The 22,669-nt window shown below is 65.6% G+C and carries 24 protein-coding genes and 2 tRNA genes; 6 read left to right on the top strand and 20 right to left on the bottom strand.

Features of this window, described 5'->3' with window-relative positions; all coding sequences use genetic code 11:
• Positions 1 to 127: 127 nt before the first annotated feature.
• The 3 genes from ACZ5V4_RS16705 to ACZ5V4_RS16695 form a co-directional block, all read right to left on the bottom strand.
• Positions 128 to 349 carry a DUF3185 domain-containing protein gene (locus ACZ5V4_RS16705; RefSeq protein WP_464316000.1) on the bottom strand — a complete coding sequence of 74 codons (222 nt, stop codon included), beginning with the start codon at positions 347 to 349 and terminating at the stop codon, positions 128 to 130.
• 77 nt (positions 350 to 426) lie between these two features.
• Positions 427 to 606 carry a CsbD family protein gene (locus ACZ5V4_RS16700; RefSeq protein ID WP_464315999.1) on the bottom strand — a complete coding sequence of 60 codons (180 nt, stop codon included), beginning with the start codon at positions 604 to 606 and terminating at the stop codon, positions 427 to 429.
• A gap of 88 nt (positions 607 to 694) precedes the next feature.
• A complete protein-coding gene (locus tag ACZ5V4_RS16695) occupies positions 695 to 853 on the bottom strand; it encodes a DUF3309 family protein (protein WP_464315998.1) in 159 nt (52 codons plus the stop codon).
• 604 nt (positions 854 to 1,457) lie between these two features.
• On the opposite strand from ACZ5V4_RS16695, the gene ACZ5V4_RS16690 reads away from it, so the two are divergent.
• Positions 1,458 to 1,670, top strand: a complete 213-nt coding sequence (locus ACZ5V4_RS16690) for a hypothetical protein (protein WP_464317849.1) — start codon at positions 1,458 to 1,460, stop codon at positions 1,668 to 1,670.
• A gap of 768 nt (positions 1,671 to 2,438) precedes the next feature.
• On the opposite strand, the gene ACZ5V4_RS16685 is transcribed toward ACZ5V4_RS16690, so the two are convergent.
• From ACZ5V4_RS16685 to ACZ5V4_RS16670, 4 genes are all read right to left on the bottom strand, one after another.
• On the bottom strand, positions 2,439 to 3,152 hold the full coding sequence (locus ACZ5V4_RS16685) for a hypothetical protein (protein WP_464315997.1): 714 nt from the start codon (positions 3,150 to 3,152) through the stop codon (positions 2,439 to 2,441).
• A gap of 234 nt (positions 3,153 to 3,386) precedes the next feature.
• A tRNA-Thr gene (locus ACZ5V4_RS16680) sits at positions 3,387 to 3,462 on the bottom strand.
• Positions 3,463 to 3,631: 169 nt separating this feature from the next.
• Complete coding sequence (locus tag ACZ5V4_RS16675) at positions 3,632 to 4,255, bottom strand: sensor histidine kinase (RefSeq protein WP_464315996.1); 624 nt, start codon at positions 4,253 to 4,255, stop codon at positions 3,632 to 3,634.
• A gap of 27 nt (positions 4,256 to 4,282) precedes the next feature.
• A complete protein-coding gene (locus tag ACZ5V4_RS16670; protein ID WP_464315995.1) occupies positions 4,283 to 5,965 on the bottom strand; it encodes a PDC sensor domain-containing protein in 1,683 nt (560 codons plus the stop codon).
• Between the two features lie 434 nt (positions 5,966 to 6,399).
• Here ACZ5V4_RS16670 and ACZ5V4_RS16665 point away from each other — a divergent pair, with 434 nt between their 5' ends.
• On the top strand, positions 6,400 to 6,732 hold the full coding sequence (locus ACZ5V4_RS16665; RefSeq protein ID WP_464315994.1) for a TraR/DksA family transcriptional regulator: 333 nt from the start codon (positions 6,400 to 6,402) through the stop codon (positions 6,730 to 6,732).
• 75 nt (positions 6,733 to 6,807) lie between these two features.
• On the opposite strand, the gene ACZ5V4_RS16660 is transcribed toward ACZ5V4_RS16665, so the two are convergent.
• From ACZ5V4_RS16660 to ACZ5V4_RS16650, 3 genes are all read right to left on the bottom strand, one after another.
• The gene (locus ACZ5V4_RS16660; protein WP_464315993.1) at positions 6,808 to 7,491 is read right to left on the bottom strand and encodes a response regulator; all 684 of its coding nucleotides are present in this window, start codon (positions 7,489 to 7,491) and stop codon (positions 6,808 to 6,810) included.
• Positions 7,488 to 8,612 (bottom strand): sensor histidine kinase, encoded by a 1,125-nt coding sequence (locus ACZ5V4_RS16655; RefSeq protein WP_464315992.1) that lies wholly within the window; start codon positions 8,610 to 8,612, stop codon positions 7,488 to 7,490. Before ACZ5V4_RS16655 ends, ACZ5V4_RS16660 begins: the two co-directional genes overlap by 4 nt.
• Before the next feature lie 89 nt (positions 8,613 to 8,701).
• Positions 8,702 to 10,336 (bottom strand): glutamate synthase-related protein, encoded by a 1,635-nt coding sequence (locus ACZ5V4_RS16650; RefSeq protein WP_464315991.1) that lies wholly within the window; start codon positions 10,334 to 10,336, stop codon positions 8,702 to 8,704.
• 218 nt (positions 10,337 to 10,554) lie between these two features.
• Here ACZ5V4_RS16650 and ACZ5V4_RS16645 point away from each other — a divergent pair, with 218 nt between their 5' ends.
• On the top strand, positions 10,555 to 10,983 hold the full coding sequence (locus tag ACZ5V4_RS16645) for a nucleoside 2-deoxyribosyltransferase (protein WP_464315990.1): 429 nt from the start codon (positions 10,555 to 10,557) through the stop codon (positions 10,981 to 10,983).
• A 177-nt stretch (positions 10,984 to 11,160) separates the two neighbouring features.
• Here the strand turns inward: ACZ5V4_RS16645 and ACZ5V4_RS16640 are convergent.
• The 5 genes from ACZ5V4_RS16640 to rimI all read right to left on the bottom strand — a co-directional run bounded on the left by ACZ5V4_RS16640 (position 11,161) and on the right by rimI (position 14,129).
• Positions 11,161 to 11,247 (bottom strand) — tRNA-Leu (locus ACZ5V4_RS16640).
• Positions 11,248 to 11,258: 11 nt separating this feature from the next.
• Positions 11,259 to 11,606 carry a preprotein translocase subunit SecG gene (secG, locus tag ACZ5V4_RS16635; RefSeq protein ID WP_464315989.1) on the bottom strand — a complete coding sequence of 116 codons (348 nt, stop codon included), beginning with the start codon at positions 11,604 to 11,606 and terminating at the stop codon, positions 11,259 to 11,261.
• 31 nt (positions 11,607 to 11,637) lie between these two features.
• The gene (gene tpiA, locus ACZ5V4_RS16630) at positions 11,638 to 12,393 is read right to left on the bottom strand and encodes a triose-phosphate isomerase (RefSeq protein ID WP_464315988.1); all 756 of its coding nucleotides are present in this window, start codon (positions 12,391 to 12,393) and stop codon (positions 11,638 to 11,640) included.
• The gene (locus tag ACZ5V4_RS16625; RefSeq protein WP_464315987.1) at positions 12,390 to 13,592 is read right to left on the bottom strand and encodes a phosphoglycerate kinase; all 1,203 of its coding nucleotides are present in this window, start codon (positions 13,590 to 13,592) and stop codon (positions 12,390 to 12,392) included. Before ACZ5V4_RS16625 ends, tpiA begins: the two co-directional genes overlap by 4 nt.
• A gap of 45 nt (positions 13,593 to 13,637) precedes the next feature.
• Positions 13,638 to 14,129 carry a ribosomal protein S18-alanine N-acetyltransferase gene (gene rimI / locus ACZ5V4_RS16620; protein WP_464315986.1) on the bottom strand — a complete coding sequence of 164 codons (492 nt, stop codon included), beginning with the start codon at positions 14,127 to 14,129 and terminating at the stop codon, positions 13,638 to 13,640.
• A 62-nt stretch (positions 14,130 to 14,191) separates the two neighbouring features.
• Between rimI and ACZ5V4_RS16615 the strand changes: the two genes are divergently transcribed.
• Complete coding sequence (locus tag ACZ5V4_RS16615) at positions 14,192 to 14,695, top strand: NUDIX domain-containing protein (protein ID WP_464315985.1); 504 nt, start codon at positions 14,192 to 14,194, stop codon at positions 14,693 to 14,695.
• 16 nt (positions 14,696 to 14,711) lie between these two features.
• Here ACZ5V4_RS16615 and ACZ5V4_RS16610 read toward each other — a convergent pair whose 3' ends face one another.
• The 5 genes from ACZ5V4_RS16610 to ACZ5V4_RS16590 form a co-directional block, all read right to left on the bottom strand.
• A complete protein-coding gene (locus ACZ5V4_RS16610) occupies positions 14,712 to 16,139 on the bottom strand; it encodes a GGDEF domain-containing protein (protein ID WP_464315984.1) in 1,428 nt (475 codons plus the stop codon).
• 104 nt (positions 16,140 to 16,243) lie between these two features.
• A complete protein-coding gene (locus ACZ5V4_RS16605; RefSeq protein WP_464315983.1) occupies positions 16,244 to 17,050 on the bottom strand; it encodes an inositol monophosphatase family protein in 807 nt (268 codons plus the stop codon).
• Positions 17,051 to 17,052: 2 nt separating this feature from the next.
• Positions 17,053 to 18,078: a rod shape-determining protein MreB gene (gene mreB, locus ACZ5V4_RS16600; protein WP_464315982.1), complete on the bottom strand. Its 1,026-nt coding sequence runs from the start codon at positions 18,076 to 18,078 to the stop codon at positions 17,053 to 17,055.
• Between the two features lie 74 nt (positions 18,079 to 18,152).
• Entirely contained in the window at positions 18,153 to 19,118 is a 966-nt protein-coding gene (locus ACZ5V4_RS16595; protein ID WP_464315981.1) for a GAF domain-containing protein, read from the bottom strand.
• A gap of 1 nt (position 19,119) precedes the next feature.
• A complete protein-coding gene (locus tag ACZ5V4_RS16590) occupies positions 19,120 to 19,338 on the bottom strand; it encodes a hypothetical protein (protein WP_464315980.1) in 219 nt (72 codons plus the stop codon).
• A gap of 217 nt (positions 19,339 to 19,555) precedes the next feature.
• Here ACZ5V4_RS16590 and ACZ5V4_RS16585 point away from each other — a divergent pair, with 217 nt between their 5' ends.
• Both ACZ5V4_RS16585 and gcvT read left to right on the top strand, forming a co-directional pair.
• Positions 19,556 to 21,298, top strand: a complete 1,743-nt coding sequence (locus tag ACZ5V4_RS16585; RefSeq protein ID WP_464315979.1) for a hypothetical protein — start codon at positions 19,556 to 19,558, stop codon at positions 21,296 to 21,298.
• A gap of 17 nt (positions 21,299 to 21,315) precedes the next feature.
• Positions 21,316 to 22,401: a glycine cleavage system aminomethyltransferase GcvT gene (gene gcvT, locus ACZ5V4_RS16580; protein WP_464315978.1), complete on the top strand. Its 1,086-nt coding sequence runs from the start codon at positions 21,316 to 21,318 to the stop codon at positions 22,399 to 22,401.
• The last annotated feature ends 268 nt before the right edge of the window (positions 22,402 to 22,669 follow it).

The following is a 22,669-nucleotide window of genomic DNA, read 5'->3' as shown; positions in this document are numbered from 1 at the left end:
CAACGGAACATCCGGCGAAGCGTTTATTCTCTTGGCGATCCCAGCGTCACCTCCCACCGGACACCGCACTCTGCCGGATACGGGACATGCTCATGCAAGCGGAGAAAGTCGTGAACGCCAGCACCTGTCAACCGCGCCTTCGTCCAATGACCAGCAAGGCAACGCCTCCGGCCAACGCGATGATTCCGACAACAGGATGTAGGGGAAACGTTTTCGTAGTCTCGGACGTCACTTCAAGTGGCCCAAGATCGACGACCTTCTCTTTGGTCGTATAGGTAAACCCTTGATACCCAAGAGCGACGATGCCCAGCACAATGAGTGCGACGGCAATGATCGTGGTTGTTCTCATAAAGTCCTACTGCGATTTAGATTTGGCAATGATCGCCTGGCATGCACACAATCGGAATGTCGCCGCCGGGTGGACGCCTACTTGCCCAGGACTTTCTTGATCTCCCCGACTTTGGATTGAATCTTCCCACTAAGATTCTCTCCCTTGCCCTCAGCTTCCATCTGGACATCTGATGTCACCACACCAAGGACTTCCTTGGCCTTGCCCTTTACCTGGTGCAACGTTCCCTCAACACTGTCCTTCGTGCTTGACTTCATCGTTTACCCCTATTTTTAATGTTCAAACTCACTGGAGTGAGCTGCACTCAAAGCCAATAGACAAAAATCCTTACGGCACTATCTCGCCCTAAATTTTACCGAGCAGAAACAAAATCAACAGAACGACAAGAATAGTACCAACCAGTCCACTTGGGCCATATCCCCAAGGTCGGCTATGCGACCAAACTGGCAACACACCAAGAAGCGCAAGAATAAGAACAATTAGCAGAATTGTACTTAAAGACATTGTCCGTCCTCCTCAATTTTACATCATTCAAACATATATTCATGCAAGAACACTCTCACCACAACACAACCACACCTCACAACTCACCTGTTGCAGCAAGAGCACCACAATTTCCCACCACTGCCCTTGAACAAGATACTTTGTACAATTATCATGCCGCCATAGTTATAGACACCACGTCAAAGATATTATTGAACTTTTGCGTATAACAACCAAATCGCCCCCCATGATTCTCGCACGATGAGAACCATGAAATGATACGCTCTCTCCTGATGACGGACAAACTCGCAACATAGTTCTCAATCCAAACCACATACCAAACAGCAACACCACCACATCGAGACTGCTGCACGCTGTAGCAGCCAAATAATTCTAACTACCCGTAATTTATATTATTTAACGCTACCCATTCCCCTTTCAGATTGGAGGAGATCAAGGCCGACGAGCGAAGAAGGCACCCCGGCACAACGGACCACAGGGTTTCCCTGCGTAAGCGCAAAGTGACGTTCCTGGAAGAGAGAGACAGGCTCATTGCCTGGAAGGTCTTAGAACGCCTTCTCAACAAACGGATGAAGCGTCAGCCTGACGCTGTGGGCAATCTGGCATACCAGTCGCTGCCCATGCCCAAGGTCTGCTGCTTCAGTGCTTTTACAACTTGAGCGACGAGGCGGTTGAAGAGGGCCTGACCGACCATTTGTCCTTCGTGCGCTTCGCTTGGCGTGCTGCTTCTCAAGGTTTAGTGCAGGCTGTCCCAGGCAAACACGTTGAACATAGTGAACCTGGACAGGCCCGCTCGCTCCGCGCTGGCGGCAATTAAGGGTTGCTCCTCCGTGATGACGTAGAACCAAAGTGTCAGCTTCTTTGTCGCATATTCGATCTTCTCCGGTTAGCGTTGAGCCGCAGGCGAATAAGCTTCAGCCCCACAGGGCAAGGCGTGAGGTACTAGTACCTTACCTGTCCTGCCTCCGGACCCCTTTGTTCCGTATTCCATCGTTTTGTATTTTACGAGAGCAGCCAGACTGATTTGAACAACTTTGAGAATATTTCAATTCACAACAACATAGAAGAATATGGACCATCAAACATGTCATTTCAAGCAATATGATTCACACATTGGACTAACTTTCAGCAATAGCATTCAATACCATCGCATGAATGTTCAATTTGTCTGGTTTTGAAGGTGCGTACGACGGATATTGAGGTCAACGCGGAGGGAATGTGGGCAGACTCCGTGCGAAGTTCGATTTTGTTTGGATTTCTAAAGCCCATCCTAAGGTTTCAGTCTGTCCTTCTGAGGGGGGAGGATGAAAACGAAAAAGCTCCCGATGCCGAAGGGGCTGCTACCTCTTCTTGTATTCTTGCCTCTTGGGATTTATGAGCGACACCTACAGGCCAACCAAGCGACACTTATTTGGGCAAACGAAAGCGCAAAACGAAGTAGACGCCATACGAAGTATGCCCAAGGCGGTTTCAGCTTGGCCCTTGGCGCTTCTAAGTCGGTATTTAGGGTAAAAAGTCGGACGGAGAAGACAAGTCTAGACTGCGAGCCCTTACGGCTTGCAACGCTTCAAACAACGATGCTTTGCTACTGTTCTTGGCCTGGACTGTATTCCGGTGGATAGCCCAAAGCTTCGTTCGTTCGCCGTTGGGCTTCCCGAGCGTCCAGGCCAGTTCGGACATTGCCTGCCCAGGTGGAGTTCCACAGAGCGGCACGCTGCTCCCTGGATTTCCCATCCTGGTAGCGTTTGAACATGGGCTTTGCGCCGGACACAACGCGCCTCATGAAGTCTGCCAGCTTGCGATTGGCCTTTTGAGCCTTGCGGCGAAGCGCCTCCGATGCTCTGGCCCGTTCACGCCGTAGCATCGGTCCAAGGCCAAGCCATTCGAAGAGAGCTGAGGTAACGACGCGAATGGCCCTGCATCCGAAATATTTCCCTTCGTCGCTTCTGCTTCTTGGCTGGGTCACTTGCATGAACCCGGCTTGCTTCAACTGCCCGATGGCGCGCTCACATCGGCGTTGGCCAAGCCCCGAGCCCCTGACGATGGTCCTCATGTCGATGTCGATGAAACCGTTGGCCAGCGTCGGCACGCCCAAGGCCAGGGAAGCCAGATCGAGGTGCGACAGAAGTGTTTCCAAAACGACAAGACACGCCTCGCGGCGCTCACTTCGCGTCTTTCGATCAGCCGGGGCCAATAGCGTTGGACATTTCTTTGGGTGGTCATACCATGCCTTGGCCTGCTCAGCTGCCAGGGACAGGATGCGCGGCAGGCCGCCCTTGCCCTTGCGGATGGGACGCACGGGATCAAGCCGAGGATTCCTCGGATCATGACCGCAACGGTTCCCGCAGAGCAGACCGGAGAGAAAGGGGACCCCAGACGGGGCGGCAGTGCCAATAGACAACAGCCGCCCCTCAGGAAAACTCGAAGAAAATTTTCCTTTCCGGGACTATTCCGGGACCAGATCGGTTTTTTGGCAAAAAGAATGGGTTGCATGCGGTGGTACAAACTGCATGCAACCCATTGATTTTCCTAGTGGAGCCAGCGTGGGGAATTGAACCCCAGACCTGCTGATTACGAATCAGCTGCTCTACCAACTGAGCTACGCTGGCATTCAAGCGGAAACGCTTGATACACGCGGGTTCGCGCACCGTCAAGCGGTTTGCGCGAACTGGTCAAAGCCGGTCAATACTGGTCAAAAAAGTATGCACTGTGCATACCATTTGCAAACCGGGCTCCCTGGTTCACCACGGCTTCCCGCCTTCCCCCTCGTCATCCCCGTCAGGAGCCGACGCCCTGGTCCGCCGCCGCCTGATCGCCGTCTTCCATCGCCCGAGGCTCGTTCACGGGCAGGCGGATGCTGAACCGGGTTCCCTGGCCCGGGGCCGAATCCACCTCGATGGAGCCGCCGTGGTTGGTCGTGACGATGAAGAACGACACCGAAAGCCCGAGCCCGGTGCCCACGTTGGGGGACTTGGTGGTGAAGAAGGGCTCGAAGACCTTGCGCCTGGTGGCCTCGTCCATGCCCGGGCCGTTGTCCTCGATCTCGACGAGCACGTTCTCACCTTCCAGGCGCGTCCTGAGCGCCAGGAGCGGCTGGCGTCCACCGGCCTGGGCCTCGGACTGGGCCTGGGCCGCGTTGCGCAGGATGTTCATGAACACCTGCTCCAGTTGCCCCTGGGCGCAGGCCACGGGGGGAAGCCCGGGCTGGTAATCGCGCTCGATGCGGATGTGCCTGAAATCGTAACGCTTCTTCAGGTCGCATTCGTTGGCGCACAGCGCCAGGGCCTTGTCCAGCACCATGTCGATGGCCACGGGCGCGAACTCACTGCTCTGCTTGCAGAAGGCGAGCATGTCCTGCACGATCCTGGCCGCGCGCACGGCGGACGCCCTGATCGATTCCACCAACGGGTAGACCTGCCTGCGCTCGCATTAGCTGTGCACGTTTTCCAGCGAGCCGCCTGCCTGCCCGGCGGCCGCCCTGTTGGCCGGCGTGTCCGTGCTCAGGCGGTTTTGCAGCACCTGGGTCCCCTGGATGATGCCGCTCAGGGGGTTGTTGATCTCGTGGGCCATCCCGGCGGCCAGGCCGCCCACGCTGGTCATCTTCTCCGTCTGGAGCATGGCCTCCATCATGCGCCTGCGCTCGGTCACGTCGGTATGCGCGCCCGCCACCCGGATCACCTCGCCCTGCCCGTTCTTCAGCGACGCCCCGCGACCGAGCACCCAGCGCCACGAGCCGTCCTTGTGCCTGAGGCGGTACTCAACCTCGAACGAATCCGCCTCTCCGCGCAAGCAGCGGTTGTTGGCCTGCCGCACGCGTTCCAGGTCGTCCGGGTGCACGCGCGCCTCCCATTCCTCGAGGCTGTCCGGAAATTCGTCCGGGGCGAAGCCGATGATCAGCTTCCAGTGGTCGGAGAAATAGACTTTTTCCCTGCGCGGGTCCCAGTCCCAGATGCCGTCGCTGGTGCCGCGCACGGCCAGGGCGTAGCGTTCCTCGCTCTCGCGCAGGGCCTCCTCGGAGCGGCGGCGTTCGGCCGCGTCCTTCTCCAGGGCCGAGGCCATGCCGTCCAGGGCGCAGGCCAGCTTGCCGAGCACGCCCCGGGACTCCGTGAGGCCCGAGCGGGCCGTAAGGTCCCCCTGCCCGAGCCGTTGCGCCACGGCCACCAGCCTGGCCACCCGGACGTGGATGCCGTACTTGCCCACCACCCAGGCCAGGCAGCTCGAAAACACGAGCGACACCGCGAGCCAGGAGACGAAACCGACGGTGACCGCGTCGGCCTGGAACAGGATCTGTTTCTCGGGGATGCCCACGAAGACGTTCAGGTACGGCGTCCGGCCCGGATCGAGGCGTACCCGGCGCACGGAAAACACGCGGCGGATACCGTCGGCCCCTTGCTCGGTGAACTCCATCTCCCGCTCCACCGGCTGGATCGACGCCCAGACGTCCTGGAAGATCATCACCCCGACCGGGATCGACTCCTTGGAGGGGTAGCGGTAGAGGCGCATGCCCAGGTGGTCCGTCAGGCCGACGAAGGACTCTTCCGGCAAATGGAACTGTTTGAAAAGGCTCGCGAACTCCTGGAGCCTGAGAGTTGCGAGCAGGACCCCTGCGATCTTGCCGCCTTCTCCGCGCACGGGGAACGCGAAGGGCAGCACCGGCACCCCGCTCACCCTGCCGATGGAGTATTCGCCCACGGCGAAGCCGCCCGTGGCCAGCGCCTCGCGGATCTCCTTGCGGCCGGACAGGTTCTGGCTGGTGAACGGGAGGGCCGAGGCCAAGGCGTTGCCCTCGGCGTCGAGCAGGGCGAAATTCACGTAGTTGGGATTGGCCGCGAGGAAAGTCTTGAAGAGCCCGCCGCAGGCCGCCGCGTCCATGGCGGCGACCGCCGGATGGGAGGCCAGCTCGCCCAGGATTTTGCGGATCCTCTCGGTTTCGAGCTCCTGCTGATGGGCGACGAACTCGGCCAGCCTGGCCGAGGTGCGCTTGGCGTTCTCTATCTCCTGGCTGCGCCGCTCCCAGCCGGACCCCAGGACCACCAGCAACAGAGGGACCACCCCCGCGAGCACAACAAGCAGGAGGTTGAGCCTGACAGAACCCGGAAATCTGATCTTCATAAAACGTCCAGTGATGGCCTGCCGCTGCTCCGGGCGCTCCCCGCGCCCGCCTGCTTCCGCCGCCTGCCCCGTGAAGCGGCCCGGGCCAGACGGCCAGTCTCCCTCCTTCTAGCCTTTAATCCGGCAAAAAATCCAGTCTGGAACATCCCCCCGCCCATAGGTGTAGGACTGCTCCGACACGTTTTGCCCGTTTCGCCCAAGCGCCTAGGATGCGCGACATGGCCGCCGCCCTCGCCCCAGTTTTCGCCAGCCGCACCCGCCGCACCGGGAGGGCTCGCGCCTTGCCCGCCCCAAGCGCCAGGCCCCGCAAGGCCTGACGCCTCACGCCCCCACAGCCGCCTCGGGGTGCCCGGGGCGGATCACTATAAGCCCGCCCGGACGCGCGTCCGGGCGGATTCGGCCGTTTCGGCCGCACGAACACAAGGAGAACCGAAATGAACAGTTCCATGCACGAACCGCTCGCGCGCAGCATCAGATGGACCCTGGCCGACATCCGCGCCCAGGTGCGGAGCCTGTCCACCCCGGAGGGCGCGGCGATGGTGGACGAAGCGCTCCTAGGCGCGACCCTGGAGGCGCTCAAGCGGCGCGCCAAGGGACTGGAGGGCCTGCTCGCCCGGCTCGGGCAGGAGGACTTCGACGCATGCGAGGAGTGCGGGGAGACCATCGGGGTCAAGCGCCTCTTGGCCATGCCCGAAACCAGGCTCTGCTTCGCCTGCAAGACCTCGCGCGAGGAGGCTTGGCCCATGCGCGCGACCGCGCGCTTCTGAGAACCGGCCCGGGGATGGATGCGTCCGCCCCGGGCCGCGCGCCTCTTATGCGCGCCCCCGGGAAAGGACACGGCCCTAGGCCCCGCCGAAGGGGTCGTCCATGTCGATCAGCCCCTTGCGCATGGCATAGCGCACGAGTTCAAGGGGCGTCTTCAGGTTGAGCTTGGCCATGATGTTGGCCCGGTGGTTCTCCACGGTCTTTTTCGTGATGAAGAGCCTGTCCGCGATGCCCTTGGGCGAATGGCCCTCGGCCAGCAGCCGGAGCACTTGCTGCTCGCGCCGGGTGAGCTCCGCGTAGGAGGACTCGCCGAGCTTGGCCTTGCGCGCGCAGTAGTCCAAAAGCCCCCGGATCACGCGCGGGGAGATGGAACTGTCCAGGTACTGCTCGCCCCTGAGCACCGCCTCCACGGCCTGGATCAGGCGCTCCCCGGCGGATTCCTTGACGATGTAGCCCATGGCCCCGGCCTGGAAGCATTCGGCGACCATCTCGATGGCCGAGTGCATGCTGAGCACGATCACCGACGCCTGGGGCAGTTCCTGCGAAAGCTCCCGGATGAGCGCCACTCCGCTGCCGTCGGCGAAGCCCAAATCAAGGAGCACGAGCCGGGGTCGAAGCTCCAGGGCCATGCGCTTGGCCTCGGCGAGGCTCCCGGCCTCCCCGGCGACGCAGAGCCCCGGGGCCTTCTCCAGGAGCGCCCGCACGCCCTGGCGCATGAGCGGGTGGTCGTCCACGATGAGCACGGACGAGGCCGGGTTCATGCGCCCTCCTCGCCCGTAGCGGGCACCTCGACCTTGATGCGCGTGCCCCCGCCCGGGCGCGAGCGCAAGAGGAACGAGCCGCCCAGGAGGCGCGCCCGCTCGCGCATGCTGGGAAGCCCCATGCGCGCGCGGCCATCATCCTCCGCCGCCCTGGCCTGGGGGTCGAAGCCCGCGCCGTCGTCCTCCACGCGGAGGATCAGGCTCGGGTGCGTGGCCACCAGCAGCACCCGCACGCGCGACGCGTTGGCGTGCCTGCGGATGTTGGCCAGGGCTTCCTGGATGATCCGGTAGAGGTTGACCTGGGCCTCGAAATCCATGGAAAGCGCCTCCAGGCCCTCGCAGGAGAATTCCACCTCCAGGCCCTGCTCCTCCCCGAAACGGGCGCACAGGCGCGAGGCCGCCGAGGCCAGGCCCAGCTGCTCGAGCTCCGGGGGCATGAGCGCGTAGGAGAGCCCGCGCACCTCCCCGATGATCCCGGCCGTCATGTCCACCAGGCGGCGCACGCGGCCTTCATCGGGGCCGGACGGCTGGCCCGGGCGCGCGAGCAGCTCCTCGATGCCGATTTTCAGAAGCGAGAGGTCCTGGGCGGTCTTGTCGTGGAGTTCGCGCGCGATGCGCTGGCGCTCGGCCTCGCGGGCCTTGAGGAGCTCCCCGGAGAGCCTGCGCGTGCGCTCGTTGGCCCGCCGCGTGCGGATGATCTGGCCCAGGAGGTCGGCCACGGCGTCTATCAGGTGACGCTCCTCGGCGAGAAACGGCCCCTCGTCGCGCTCCGGGCACGGGCTCAGGTAGCGCACCTCCACGAGCCCGGCCTCCTCCCCGCCGACGACGACCGGGGCGGACTGCGCCCAGGGCGTCTCCCGGTAGCCCGGGGTGCGGTGCTCGCGGCCCTCGGCCACCACGCGCGCGCAGGCGAGCTCGGGGTACTGCCAGGAGCGGCGAAGCTCCTCGGCCACACCCCGGGCGAGCTCCCCGGCGTCCAGGTCCTCGCGCTGGGCCAGGCGGGTGATGCCGTAGAGGCACCCGAGCTCCTTGACCCGCTCCTTGAGCGCGTCGCGCGTGCGCTGGAGGCTGGTGATGAGCTGGGTCAGGTCTTCGCCCGGTTGTTGGTGGCGGTCTTCCACGTGTCGTGCCTCGTCGTGCGGCTTGCGGCCCGCGCGCGAATGTCGCGCGCGGGCCTTTTCTCTAGCAGAGCCCCGCCGGGCGCGCCACACTACGCCAGCAGGATGTTGCGGGCGGTCTCGTCCTGGACGTCGGTGATGAAGGGGATCTTCGTCTCGCGCTCGGTCTCGCGGTTGGCCGAGGTGAGGTCCTCGCGGGCGATCTCGGCCACGCCGAACTTGCGCGCCCCGGCCAGGAGCTGCTGCAGGCCGGCGCCCAGCTTGTCGGCCAGGGAGCAGATGGCCACCGCGCCGTAGGGCACCTGGCGCATGGCCTCTGGCCCGATCTTGGCGCTGACGGCAGCCCAGGCCGAGAAGAGCTCCTCGGGACCGTCGCCGATGTCCTTGACGGTCTTGGGCAGGGCTTCCCAGTTGCCGCTCACGGCCTCGCGGCGCTCGGGGTTGAGCGCCCCCTCGATGTTTGAGCCCAGGAAGCCCGGGATCATGATCGCCCGCCCCATGCACACGAGCTTCGCGTAGGGCGCGCCAAGGGCCAGGGCCTTGAAGATGTGGTCCTCGCGCGCGAACCCTCCCGCGAAGGACAAGTCCGTGACCTTGCGCCCGCGCGAGGCCAGCAGGGCCGCGTATTCGTAGGCCTTGGAGTGCAGGAGCACCGAGGGCACGCCCCAGGTCTCCATCATGTTCCAGGGGCTCATGCCCGTGCCGCCGCCGGAGCCGTCGATGGTCAGGAGGTCGAGCCCGGCGTCGCAGCTGTAGCGCATGGCCATGGCCAGGGCCTCCATGCCGTAGGACCCGGTCTTGAGCGAGATGTTGCGGTAGCCCAGCGCGCGAAGCCCCTCCACGGCCGCCATGAAGTTCTCGCGCACGGCGTCCTCGGAGGGCAGGTCCGTGTAGCCCAGGCGCGAATGGCGGGCGAAGCCCTTGACCGCGCCCTGGCGGTAGGCCTCCCGGACCTCGGGGAGCTCCGGGTCCGGGTCCACCAGGTAGCCGCGCTTCTTCAGGAAGAGCGCGTAGTCGATGTCCTTGACCTCGATCTCGCCGCCGATGTTCTTGGCCCCCTGCCCCCACTTGAGCTCGATGACCACCTTGTCGCCGTGCTTGTCAATGACGTACTCGGCCACGCCGTTGCGCGCGTCCTCCACGTTCAGCTGGACGATGATGGCGCCGTACCCGTCGAAATAGCGCATGTAGCCTTCGATGCGCCGGTCGAGTTCAGGGGCCGCGACGACCTTGCCGTTTTTGAGCTCGGCCTTGCGGTCCACGCCCACCACGTTCTCGCCCACCACGATGGGGATGCCCGTCAGGGCGCAGCCGGCCGCGAAGCTGTCCCAGTACTTGGCCGCGATGAACGTGGAGCCGAGCGCCCCGGTCATGAGCGGCAGGCGGGCCTTCAGGCCCTTGCCGAAGGAGGTTTCGAGCCCGACGCCCGTGAACAGGCAGTCGTCAGGGTTGGTGGTGCGCCCCTCCGCCACGCCCTTGGCCCCGTAGTTGTAGCCCTGGATGCGCAGGGAGTTGTAGCTCACGCCCACGTGGGCCGTGTTCCCGCTGCCCGCCGTGACCAGGCCGAAATCGCGCGGGTAGAGCATGGCCCGGCCCTTGAGGCTGGACATCCACGTCTCGCATTTGCCTGCGCAATCGGCCCTGCAGAGCGTGCACAGCCCGGATTCGGCCACGTTGCCCCGGTTCATCGTCCCCAGAACGTCGTTGTGTTTGGAAAGATTGAGCATTCCCCCTCCTGCGCGGGTAGTGTGATTTCTTGAGCCCGGACGCCCTCCCGGACGCCCGGAGCGAGGAGGAATAAACACTGGAAAATTGAGCGGTTGTCCATGGGGAAACTTCCCGGAAAACCGGGAAATCCTCCCGGTTTCCTGCGAGAGGGAGCGGACTGCCCCTCGGATCGGCCAGGGAGCTTGCCACAGGGCCTGGGCCCTGGCACAAGGGCTCCATGACCACCACCTACCTCGCGGGTCCCCTCTTCGGCGAAGCGGACAGGGCCTGGCACCGCGCGACAAAGGCACGCATCGAGGCCGAGACCGGCCACAGGGTCGTCTGGCCGTTCGAGCTGATCGGCCCGGACGACATCGAGCGTTGGGGCGACAGGGCGGCGCGCAAGGTCATGGAGCACTGCCGCGACGCCATGGCCGAATGCAACACCGTGGTTGCCCTGCTGGACGGGGCCCAGGTGGACGACGGCACGGCCTGGGAGATCGGGTTCGCGCACGCGCGCTGCATCACGGTGATCGGCGTGCGGACCGACTTCCGCAAGGCCGGGGACGTGCCCGGCGCGCTGGTCAACGCCATGATCCACGCGAGCTGCGAGGTGATCGTGACCAGCGTTGACGATTTGATCGCGGAACTCAAAAGGCGGGGTTGACCGCCCCGCTCCATCGCCTTCGGGCGCGCGGGGGACTTGAAGCCCGGCTTCGTCCCCACGCCCTGGCCGGGACGGTTGCGCTGGCCGCCCCAAAAGCAGGAAGCCGGACGATTTCTCGCCCGGCTTCCGTGATCTTCCAGGATGTTCCGGTTTGTCGGCCGGCCCTGGGCATATGGATGGTGCCGAAGGGGGGACTCGAACCCCCATGGGCTGTCGCCCGCCACCCCCTCAAGATGGTGTGTCTACCAGTTCCACCACTTCGGCAAATTCGAGGCTTACTGCTTCTCGGCCGGGGCCTTCTGTTCTTCGAACAGGCCCTGACCGGGTTTCTTGTTTTCAACCGGGGCGGCCTTCTGCTCGATGGGCGCTCCGTCCATCACGGAGGAGCCGAGCTTCTTGCCCGCGCCGATGTGATAGTTGTAGGCCAGCGAGGTGATCAAAAACAGCGCGCCGAATCCGGCCGTGAGCTTGACCAGCAGCCCGCCCGCGCCGGTGCTGCCGAACACGGAGCCGGAACCGCCGCCAAAGATCACCCCCATCCCTTCCTTGCCGGACTGCAAGAGCACCAGCACGACCAGGACCACGCAGGCGATTATGTGTACCGTAGCGATGAGAGTGTCCAACGTGTTCTCCAAACTCTGTTCGAGCGTTTCGTCAGGCCGTCGCGATCTTGGCGAAGCTTTCCGCGCTCAGGGAGGAGCCTCCTACCAAGACCCCGTCAACATTGTCAAGCGATAAAATTTCGGCGGCGTTCTCGGGCTTCACGGAACCGCCGTATTGGATGCGCATTTCAAGCGCCTTGTCCCCGAACTTCTCGCGCAGGACAGCCCGCACCAGGGCGTGCGCCTCGAGGATTTCCCCGGGCCCGGCGGTCAGGCCCGTACCGATGGCCCAGACGGGCTCGTAGGCCACGCTCAGGCGCTCGGGGGCCACGTCCTTGGGGACACCGGCCAACCCCTCGGCCATCTGGCGGCGTACGACTTCCTCGAGCTTGCCGCCCTTGCGCTCGTCCAGGGTTTCGCCCACGCACAGGATCATGGAGAGCCCGCGCTCCAGGCCGAAGGCCACCTTCTTGCCCACGAAAGCGTCGGACTCGCCCAGGATGTGCCTGCGCTCGGAGTGCCCGGCCAGGGCGTAGGAGCAGCCCATGTCCGCGAGCATCTCCGGCGCGATCTCGCCGGTGAACGCCCCCTGCGCGGACGGGTAGAAGTTCTGGCCGCCCAGGGCGAAGCCGGGGGCCTTCTTGATGGCCTTGCGCACGGAGCGCAGCGCCGTGAACGGCGGGATGACCAGCACCTCGCGGTCGCCGGGCAGGACGCCCTCCACGGCCTTCACCAGGGCCTCGGCCGTGTCCTTGGCCTCGCGGCGCAGCTTGTACATCTTCCAGTTGGCGGCGATGAGCTTTTTCATTTTCCGAACTCCCTCAGGGCCTTGAAGGCGGGCAGTTCCTTGCCTTCCATGAATTCCAGGGACGCGCCCCCGCCGGTGGAGATGAAGCTCATCTTCCCGGCCAGCCCGGAGGCGTGCACGGCCGCGTCGGTGTCGCCGCCGCCGATGACGGTCACGGCGTCGAGCCCGGCCAGGGCCTTGGCCACCGCCATGGTGCCGCCCTCGAAGGCCGAATTCTCGAAGGCGCCCATGGGGCCGTTCCAGACCACGGTCTTGGCCGGGGCCAGGAGTTCGGCGAACAGCTTGGCGGATTCGGGCCCGATGTCCAGGGCCATGGCGTCGGCCGGGATGGCCGCGTCCGCGACGACCCCGGCGGCGGTCATCTCGGAGAGGGGCTTGCCCGCGTCGCGCGAGATCACGAAATCGACCGGCAGGCCGAGCTTCACACCCTTCTCATCCGCAGCGGCCAGGATGGCCTTGGCCTCGCCCAGGAGGTCGTCCTCCACCAGGGACTTGCCCACCTCCAGGCCCTTGGCCTTGAGGAAGGTGTTGGCCATGGCCCCGCCGATGATCAGCACGTCCACCTTGTTCAGCAGGTGCTTGAGCACCGCGAGCTTGGTGGAGACCTTGGCCCCGCCCGTGACCGCAGCAAAGGGGCGCACGGGGTCGCTCAGGGCCTTGCCCAGGAACTCCCATTCGAGCTTCAGGAGAAGCCCCCCGCAGCAGGCGGGCATGATGGCGGGCAGCACCGAGACCGAGGCGTGAGGGCGGTGCGCCGTGCCGAAGGCGTCGTTGACGTAGACTTCGCCCAGCTTGGCCAGGGCCTTGGCGAAGTCCTCGTCGCCCTTGGTCTCGCCGGGATGGAAGCGCAGGTTCTCGAGCAGCAAGACCTCGCCGGGCTTGAGCTTGGCGGCGGCCGCCTCGGCCTCGGGGCCGATGCAGTCGGGCGCGAAGGCCACGGGCCTGCCAAGAAGCTCGGAGAGCCGCCTGGCGGCCGGGGCCAGGGAGAACTGCGGGTCGGGCGCGCCCTTGGCCTTGCCCAGGTGCGAGCAGAGCACGAGCGACGCGCCCTTGGAGAGCGCCAGGTTCAGGGTGGGCAGGCTGGCCTTGATGCGCGTGTCGTCGGTGATGGCGCCGTCCTTCATGGGCACGTTGTAGTCCACGCGGATGAGCAGGCGCTTGCCTTCGATATCCATCTCGTCCAAGAAACGCATGGGCATGGGGACGCTCCTTTGGCTTGCTGTGCGTGACGGGGATGTGCGCGGTCAGCCCTGCCTGGGCGGGGCCGCCTCGAGGTCCAGGCGCATGATGATGGCGTCCTCCCGGTTGTCGGGGTAATAGCGCCTACGCACGCCGACCTCCTCGAAGCCGAAGGCCCTGTAGAGGGCCTGCGCGGCCTCGTTGGACCGCCGCACCTCCAAATACCCGCGTTTTATGCCCATCTTGAGGCAAAGATGCAAGACGTGGGAGAGCAGCCGCCGGGCGTGGCCCCGGCGGCGGCGCGAGGGGTGCACCGCGATGTTCAGGATTTCCATCTCCCACGCGGCGGCGTAGAGTGTCAGGTAGCCGATGAGCTCGCCCTGCTCCCGCACGCCGAAGAGCCGGAAGGGCTCGTTGCCGAGCACCGTCTCGTACTGCTTGGCGGTCCAGGGCACGGAGAAGCACAGGCGCTCCATGGCCACCAGGTCCGGGATGTCCTGCTTGCCGAGCTCCAGGGGAGCGCCCTGGGCGGCGTGTCCGTCTGCGGGGCCTGTCATGGCAATCTGTCCGTCATCTTCATGTTTTCAGGATGTTGAACGTGTACTCGGAAAATAACGCCTTGGAAAACGACGACGCCCCCGTGGAGGTCGTGGACGCGACCGGGCGGCCCCTGGCCGTGCTGCCGGCCGGGGAGGCGCACCGCCAGTCCCTGCCGCACCGGGCCGTTTTGGTGCTCTTCTTCGACGCCTCAGGCAGGCTTTTGCTCAAAAAGCGCCCGCGCGACTGCGACATCTACCCCGACAGGTGGGACGCCCCGGCCAGGGGCCACGTCCGCCCAGGCGAGGCCGCCCAGGACGCGGCCAGGCGGCTCGCCGACGCCGCGCGCCCTGGGCTCGCGGCCCAGGTGCTGCCCGCGCGCGCCCTGGAGCCCTCGGCCAGCACGGGGTTCGAGGTCCTGTCCGTGTTCCGCTGCCGGATACCGCCCGGAACCGAAGCCCCGGACAGCGGGGAGATGGCCGTGAGCAGCGGGGAATTCGAGGCCTTGATCCAGGATTTCCGCGAGCTCTTCACCCCCGGGCTGGTGCACGCGTTCGAATCGGGGGCCCTTTTCCGGGAGCCCTGAGGCCGGAAACCGCGCCTCAGGCGGATTCCACCCTGTCGCGCCCCAGGCGCTTGGCCATGTAGAGGGCCTGGTCCGCCGCCTTGTAGAGGCTCTCCAGGCTCTGGCTCGCGCCGCCCAGGCTCGCCTGGCCGATGCTGGCGGTGATGCCCGCCGTGGCGCCCTGGACGGCGAAGCGCGTCTGCCTGATCCTCTCGCACAGCCGCTCCGCCACCATCTGGGCCTCGCGCCCGCCCGTCTCCACGAGCAAGACCGCGAACTCCTCCCCGCCCACGCGCGCGCAGACGTCGGTGTTGCGGGCGAACATGCGCAGGATCTCCGCGAACTCCCTGAGCAGCCTGTCTCCGGCCGCGTGCCCGTGGCGGTCGTTGACGGCCTTGAAATGGTCGACATCGACCATGAGCAGGCTGAGCTGGCGCGAGTAGCGCAGCGCCCGCTCCACCTCGCGCGCGCCCTGGGCCAGGAAGCTTCGCCTGTTGGCCAGGCCGGTGAGCTCGTCGGTGGAGGCCTGAAGTTCCAGCTCGCGCCTGGCCGCCGCGTAGAGCGCCAGGGCCCTGTCGAGCTTCCAGACGATGGCGCAGACCACGGCCGATCCGGCCAGCAGGATGACCACCCGGAAGATCGTGTTCTTGACCCAGCCTTCCAGGGCGTCGTCCAGTCCCGAGGAGACCGTCACGATCACGGGGTATCCGGCCAGGCGCTTGAAGCTCACCAGCCGTTCCACCCCGTCGATCAGGCTCCCCGAATCGGCAAAGAGCCCTTGCTCCTGGCCGCGCAGGTACAGCGCGGCCCTCGGGGAGTTGGCCATGGACTGGCCCAGGAGGTTCTCGATCAACGGGATGCGGCTCAGCACCACGCCGTCCTCTCGGACGAGGGCGACGGAGCCGTTGGGCTTTGGCCTGGCCTCGCCGTGCTGCGCCTCCAAGTGGTCGAGCCCGACCATGGCCACGGCCAGGACCACGTCGCCCCCGGCGTTCTCCAGGGGCATGGACACGGGGATGATCCACCGGCCGTTAAGCCGCTCCCTGACCGGCCCGGACACGTACAGCCCGTTCGCGCGCCCCTCGCGCCAGGCGGCGAAGAACTCCCGGTCCGCGACGTTTGCGCTCCGGGCCTGCTCCGCCGTGGTAAGGAGGCGCACGTCCCCCTGGCGCGTGATCAGGGTGATGTCGAACAGCCGGTTGGAGGCGTTGCGCAGGTCGCCCAACAATTGGATGAATTCCGGGTCCCGCGCCGGGTCCACGCCGGGGTGCGCGGCAGCCCAGCCCCTGGCGGCGGTCAGGGCCATCTCCACCAGCCTGAAGAGTCCGTTGCCGTTCTCCGCCACGGCCGAGTTGAGCTGGACGAGCCCCTCCCGTTCGCTCTCCAGGATAGAGGAGCGCTCCGACACGGTCCAGGCCGCCACGGCCGCCCAGAGGCAGGCCAGGAGCAACAGGGGCGTGAGCACCAGGGAGAATCGCGTCCGCCGCCGCCCAAACAGCCCGTCCCAAGAGCGCCCTTCCGGAGGCGGGGCCGGAACCTGTCCGGGAGCGCCAGGCTGGCCTGGCCCGGTCATGTCCGGCCCGGGCGGCCGAGAAGCGCGGCCACGTCACGGTGCAGCACGCCGTTGGATGCCAGGATGGAGCGCGAACGCAGGTGGTAGGGTTGGTCCGGGTCGAACTGGCTGACCCGCCCCCCGGCCTCCTCCACCAGGAGCCATCCGGCGGCGGTGTCCCAGGGCTTCAGCCCGATCTCGTAGAAGGCGTCGAAGCGCCCGGCCGCCGTGTAGGCCAGGTCGATGGAGGCGGCCCCGGGCCTGCGCACGCCCTGGGTGTGGGCGAGCACGTTCTCCAGGTCGGCCATGAGGGCGCGCATGTCCTCGCGCACGGTGTAGGGAAAGCCCGTGGCCACCAGGGAGTCCTCCAGGCGGTCCGTGCCCGAGACCCCGATGGGCCTGCCGTTCAAAAACGCGCCCCCGCCGAGCGAGGCCCGGAACATCTCGCCCATGAGCGGCGCATGCACGTACCCGAGCACGCTCCGCCCCCCGGACCACAGGGCCACGGACACGGCCACGAAGGGCAGGCGGTGGGCGAAGTTGGTGGTGCCGTCCAAGGGGTCGATGATCCAGGCCGGGTCGCCGGGCTCCAGGCCTTCGGCCGATTCCTCGGCCAGGAATTCCGAGCCCGGGAGCACGCGCGACAGGCTCTCCTTTAGGGCCTCCTCCACGGCCAGGTCCGTCTCCGTGACCAGGTCGATGCGGCCCTTGCGGCGCACGTCGCTGGGCTTGTCCCAAGCGGCGCGCACGATGGCCCCCGCCTCTTCCACAGCGCGCGCGGCGGCCTCGCGAAGCCCGGCCAGGTCCTTGGCGTCCAGGCGCATGGCTAGTTGATATACACCTGCTGGTAGTTGCGGCGGTACTCGATGGTCTTGCCAGTGCCGCGCACCACGGTGGTCAGGGGGTCGTCGTCGAGCATCACGTGCAGCTGGGTCTCTTCGGCGATGAGCTTGTCCAGCCCGCGCAGGAGCGAGCCGCCCCCGGCGAGCAGGAGCCCGCGCGAGGCGATGTCGGTCACCAGCTCGGGCGGGGTCTTCTCCAGGGCGCGGCGCACGGCCCCGACGATGACGGCCACGGGGTCCTTGATGGCCTCGCGGATGTGGCCGTCGTTGATCTCGACAACGCCCGGCGTGCCCGTGACCATGTTCTTGCCCGCCACCTCGAGGGTCAGGGGCTGGGCCAGGGGCACGGCGCTGCCGATCTTGATCTTGATCTGCTCGGCCATGTTCTCGCCGATGAGCAGCTGGAACTGGTCCTGCATGTAGCGCTGGATGGCCTCGTTGAGCTCGTCGCCCGCCACGCGCACGCTCTCGGCGTAGGCCACGGCGGAGAGGGAGATCACGGCCACCTCGGTGGTGCCGCCGCCGATATCGACCACCATGTTGCCCACGGGCTCCTCGATGGGCAGGCCCGCGCCGATGGCCGCTGCCATGGGCTCTTCAACCAGCTTCACCTCGCGCGCCCCGGCCTGCTGCGCGCTCTCGATCACGGCGCGCTTCTCCACCTGGGTGATGCCCGTGGGCACGCAGATGACGATCTTGGGCTTGGCCAGCCTGAAACCCGTTATCACCTTGCGGATGAAGAAGGCGATCATCTCCTTGGTGATCTCGAAATCGGCGATGACGCCGTCCTTCATGGGGCGGATGGCCCGGATGCGCTCGGGGGTGCGGCCCAGGAACTCCTTGGCCTCCTTGCCCACGGCCACCAGGTGGCCGGTGCGCGTTTCGATGGCCACCACGGAGGGCTCGTTCAGCACTATGCCTTCGGAGGGCGTGTAGAGCAGCGTGTTGGCGGTGCCCAGGTCCATTGCCAGGTCCTTGCCGAAAAGACGGAAAAAACGATCGAATATCATGGCCTGCCCGTGGGAATGAGTTATTCGGGGTACGTCAAAATCGCCTTTTGTCTACGGGCAGGCCGTGAAAAAGTCTACGCCTTGCGCCGCGCCAGACGGGCTTTGAGGTGAAGGTTTTCCAGGAAAAGGGCGAGCTGGTCGGCGATGGTGCGCGCGAAGTCCTTGTGCACGGCCGTGACCTGCTCCTGCTGTTGCGAGGCCAGCACGAGCACGGCGCGCGTCTTTCTGGAAAAATGCACGGGCTGGCAGATCACCGTACGGAACACCGGGGCCCCGGCGGCCGCTCCGAAGAGCCTGAGCGCCGTGGTGTCGGCGTCCTCGGCGTAGACCGGCGCGTCGTTCTTGAACACCCAGCCGATCATGCCCCCGCCCAGGGGGAAGCTGCCCGGCCCGGGGTGCGCGGCCGAGAAAAGCGGCTGGCTCGCGCCCTCCACGCTGAAGGCGCAGGCCGCGTCGTCGCGCACGGCCAGCAGGCAGTGGCCGAAGCCCGTGCCCCGCGAGACCATGTCCAGAAGCGCGGCCAGGTAGGCGTTCCATTTCACGTGCAGCCTGGGCAGCGCGGAGACCTGGCGCAGGCAGTGGCAGAGCCTGGCCTCGGCCTGGCCTTCGGCCAGGGCGTCGCGCTCCAGGTAGAGCGAGGAGACGAGCCTGGCGAACTCGCTGAGGATCTTCTGGTCCTTGTCGCCGAAGCTGTGCACCTTCTTGGAATCCAGGCAGAGCGCGCCGTTCACGCCCTCCAGGGGCACGCCCAGGAACGCCCTGATCTCGCTCTCGGCGTTGCCGGAATAGTAGCCCAGCACGCCGCGCTTCTGGTCGAAGTTGCTCACGAGGAGGGGCTTGCGCTCCCTGACGATCCAGCCCGCCAGGCCCTGGCCCGGGGCCAGGGCCATGCCCTGGCGCACGTCGTCGCCCAGGCTGAACGCCGCCGCCAGCGTGCACTCGCCGCCCGCGCCCGAGGGCAAAAACAGCACGGCGGAGTAGCTGTCGAAGACGTTGCAGACCAGCTGGAGCGCCCTGGAGAAGACGTCTGAACGGGTCATGTCATCCGTTGCGGCAGGAGAGGAAGAAGGCGATGGACCTGTCGAAGGTCTTCTCCTGCTCGGCGGTGAAGTAGCAGGCCGGGAGCTGGTCCCTGTCCCTGTGGTGTCTCACGCACTGGCAGCAGTTCCCGTGCTTGGAGCACCCTGGATAGGTGCAGGGGCAGTCGTCCACGCCCGAGGCTTTCGCGCATTCGCTGGCCATGATCACGGCTCCGTGCATCCACCGTTCCCGGGGGTTTTCCCACCTTGACAGAACTGGTGAAATATTCTTTTGATAGTGGACTTTGGGGGCGGCTACCCCGGCGGATCGACTCCCGCCGGGCCACCGCTCGCCACTGGTAGCCCAAACGCAGGCGTTTGGAAAGCCGCCCTCCCGGGCGCGAGGGGCAGCCGCTCGGGAACGTCCGCATCATCCGGAACCGACGGAGCCTTGCCGAATGTCCTTCACGTGGAAAAAAGCCTTCACGCAGGTCCCGGGGCCGCGCGGCCTGGCCGGGCACGCCAGGGCCGTGGGCGGCGACCTCATGGCCCTCAAGGCCTTCCTGGACCTCGCCCACGTCAAGTACGCCCTGCTCAAGCCCTATTTCGAGGCGTCATCCTACCCCCTGGTGGAAAACCGCGAGTTGCTCCCCTCCTTCGAGGTGGACCTCTTCGAATTCAAGGAGCTGCCCGGCTTCTCCATGGTGGTGCTGCCCAGGCGGCTCTCCTACTTCCAGGAGATCTTCCAGTACGACATCCTGCACTCCCCGGAGGACGCGGCCCAGGGCGACGGCGACGGCGAAAAGGACCGCGCCCTGGCGGCGGACACCGGGCTGAACAACCTCAACTCGCTCACCCTGCGCATCCCCAAGCAGAGCCAGGACCAGTTCCGCCAGCGCTTCCAGAAGACCGACATCACCGCCCTGCCCAACTACCCGGCGCTCCTGCCCACGCTCCTGCACATGGAGCGCGCCCACGTGCTGGCCCTCAACTCCAACGACCGCTTCCACCTGGCCGGGGTGTACAGCTCGTTTCCCTCCTACCTGGACACGGAGCTCAAGCAGTTCGGGCTGCGCATCGGCAAGTTCAGTTCCGGCGACGACCACAAGTACGAGTTGAACCGCCTGTTCGTGTACCAGTTCCTCATGGAGCTCTACGGCTTCCCCATCGTCTCGGAGCGGCGCACCTCGGCGGCCATGTTCGCCCGCCGCCTGTTCCGCTCGGGCGAGAATTTCATGGTGCGCGTGCTCGGCCAGTCCGACCGGACGCTGACCAGCATCTATTCCCACCCCGACGCCAAACACTACCCCAGGGTGGAGAAGCTCGCCCTGGTGAGCGTGCACGAGCACTTCAAGGACACGGTGAAGCTCCTTTCCGAGGGCGGCTACTTCGTGGACCCGGACAGGCGCGTGGTGATTCTGCGCGTGGTCTACAACCAGCACAAGTACGACCCGGACAACGTGCGCCAGGAGCGCGCGCTCTCCGTGGTGCGCCAGGACGTGATCCACCCGCTCACGGGCAAGACCATCTCGGGGCTGAACATCATCAAGGACTCGTACTCCATGTTCCTGCGCTTAAACGACATCGTGCGCGGGGAGTACCACGGCCGGGTGGTGTTCAAGCGCCACGAGATCGTCGAGGGCACCGAGACCGACGAGAAGCGCCTCAAGTTCCTGCACTGCTGGCTGACCAAGCACCAGCGCAGGATCATCAGCTACTCCGACGACTTCTACGCCAACGTGGTCAAGGTGCTGGACAACTACCTGCTCTCGCCCGACAACTACGACCGCTTCACGCCCATGCGCGGGCTGCACCAGGAAGTCTGGAGCAGGTACAGCCACATCCAGCAGGCCCGGAAGGTCAAGACCCTGGAGGACCTGCTCAACCGGCAGTACAAGGGCAAGAAGCTCTCCTACCTGGCCATGCTCACGGCTTTCACCGAGATCGTGGGCGACCTCAAATTCGAGATGGTCAACTATTTCGACGAACTGGTGGAGCGCGTCATCAAGATGACCGACACCATCCTCCAGGACCGCTACATCCGGAAGAACTTCGTGGAGCGCAAGGAAGAGGAGCTCTCCGGCTACGGCCTGCAGATCAAGAAGACATACGCCCGCCTGGTGTCCCTGCTCGACGAATTCACGCGCATCCGCAAGCTGCGCACCGAGCCGCCGAGGTCCCACAACATCATCACCCTCTAAAAACGCGGAGACGTTTCGTGGAAAACCTCTTCACCACCCCGCTGAACGCCTGGCACAAGGCCCACGGCGCCAAGATGGTCCCCTTCGCCGGCTGGGAGATGCCCGTGCAGTATTCCGGCATCATCGCCGAGCACCAGCACTGCCGCACCAAGGCCTGCATCTTCGACATCTGCCACATGGGCGAGTTCAGCCTCAAAGGCACCGGGGCCAAGGACGCCCTGGCCCGCGCCGTGACCCAGAACCTGGAGACGCTCGCCCCCGGCAAGTGCCGCTACGGCTTCCTGCTCAACCCCGAGGGCGGCGTGCTGGACGACCTCATCGTCTACCGCGTGGCCGAGGACGAGTTCATGCTCGTGGTCAACGGCGCGTGCATCGACTCCGACTTCGCCACCATCGCCTCGCGCCTGCCCGGCACGCTCTCCTTCACCGACATCTCCGCGGCCACGGCCAAGATCGACCTGCAAGGCCCGGCCTCGCTCGACGTGCTCTCACGCCTCCTGCCCGGCGACTGGACCAAGCTCGGCTACTTCAGCTTCGTGAAGGCCGATTTCGAGGGCGCCGAGATCATCGTCAGCCGCACCGGCTACACCGGGGAGCTGGGCTACGAGTTCTACCTGCCCGCCGAAAAGGCCCAAGCCCTCTGGGAGAAGCTGGCCGCCGACCCCGACGTGCTCCCGGCCGGACTCGGCGCGCGCGACACCCTGCGCCTGGAGATGGGCTACCCCCTCTACGGCCAGGACCTGGACACGGCGCACACCCCCACCGAAGCCGGTTACGCGGGCATGCTGACCTCCACGGCCGAATACGTGGGCAAGGAAGCGGCCAAGCGCGCCGGCACCGCCCTGGTGGCGCTCTCCATCGAGGGACGCCGCAGCGCCCGCCACCACGACAAGGTCTGCCTGCCCGGCGGCGAGGAAGTGGGCGTGGTCACCAGCGGGTCGTTCTCGCCCTCGCTCGGCCACTCGATCGCCCTGGCCTACGTCACGGCCGAGGCCGCCGCCTCCGCTGAATTCACGGTCAAGGCCGCCAAGGTGGAACTGCCCGCCGCGAAGGTGGAACTGCCCTTCTACAAGAACGGAACCGCCCGCAGGAAGCTGGCGTAAAGACAAAAGAAAACCGGAGAGGGCGCCGCCCTCTCCGGACCTCTCCCGCCAGGGGACTTCGTCCCCTGGACCCGTTTTAGCTTCGCGTTTTTCACCCGCGAATGTTCTGCCACTTCCTCCGCCCGCCGGCCGTGCGTTCACGCTCCGTGAGCCCCTACCGCCGCGAGGGCTGGGCATGGCGGCGACGGATCGTCTTCCGATCGGTCCTAGCCCTCGGCGCGCTGCCCCGGCGCACGGGAACGGCACGGGCGAACCGACGAAGAAACAA

Source organism: Fundidesulfovibrio sp. YSD1, from assembly GCF_055397115.1.
Note: the sequence above shows the minus strand (reverse complement) of the source record. Positions and strands in the feature narration are given on the sequence as shown.